At 52.2% G+C, this 934-nt stretch carries 1 protein-coding gene; it reads right to left on the reverse strand.

All coding sequences use genetic code 11. The annotated features are described in order from the left end of the window. Window positions 1-182: 182 nt before the first annotated feature. Window positions 183-934 (reverse strand): DUF5692 family protein (locus QP109_RS09210; protein ID WP_285024435.1); only part of this gene is annotated, 752 nt, incomplete at its 5' end.

Consider the following 934-nt stretch of genomic DNA (forward strand, 5'->3'; position numbering starts at 1 on the left):
GCATATATTTTCATCGTTAACCCAGTTCAGGGCCCATAAATCGAGAGATTCACACACACATTTTGTCGTTTAACCCGACTTTGACGTTCTTTCTGATCTCGCCCGATTTCAAAGCACACAGATATGGCCGGCTCGGCGGCCTCGTACCACCCAACCGGCCACATCACGTGTAAGCCGAAACGTCAGCTGACGTACCCAACTTCCGCGGGAGTCTTACCGATACGCTGTGCGATCAATTCCTTGTCCTCATCGGTTGCAAGATCACGTACCCATTCGACGTAGGTCGGAGTATCGGAGTAAATCTCCTGCTTGAACGGGTTACGACGCAGTTTCACGATGCGATAGGCATGGCGACCGAACACAATGATGTTCGCAACCAATGCAGTAAACGAGATGATGAACATCGCGTATGGATTGTGCGCACTGCGGTGAGCGAACATCGAATCCTGCATGAAGTGCGGGAACGTCAACACCACCGCAGACCAGAACGTCAGCGTGTACGCACGGTACTGGATCCACGCGCCCTTACCGAACTTCATAAACGCGGGAATCGTACACGAGGCAAGCAACGCGATTGCCGAGTACCACGCTCGGTCCGCAAGACAGTTATACACGTAGGCAACATTCCAAATGTCGTACGCAATAATCCAACCGATCGTCAGATCACCCCAGATTAGCCCCCGTTCCTTGCCCTTCGACACGAAGATACCGATCCAACCGGAAATCGCGAGAAGGTTCAAGATGCCAGCGATGCCGTTCATGATGTTCCACGGACCACCCCAGGTCACCATTCCCTGAGAGGGATCAATGCCGTGAATGAAGTAGCACTGGAAATCGCGAACAACAGCCTCGGCAATGGGGTTAAAGGACAAAAAGAGTTGGTCTGAGCCCGACTTTTCGGCTTTGTGGTGCGGGAAAGTTTGGTTCAAAGTTG

The sequence above is a fragment of the Pauljensenia sp. UMB9872 genome, assembly GCF_030212665.1.
Taxonomy (GTDB): Bacteria; Actinomycetota; Actinomycetes; order Actinomycetales; family Actinomycetaceae; genus Pauljensenia; species Pauljensenia turicensis_B.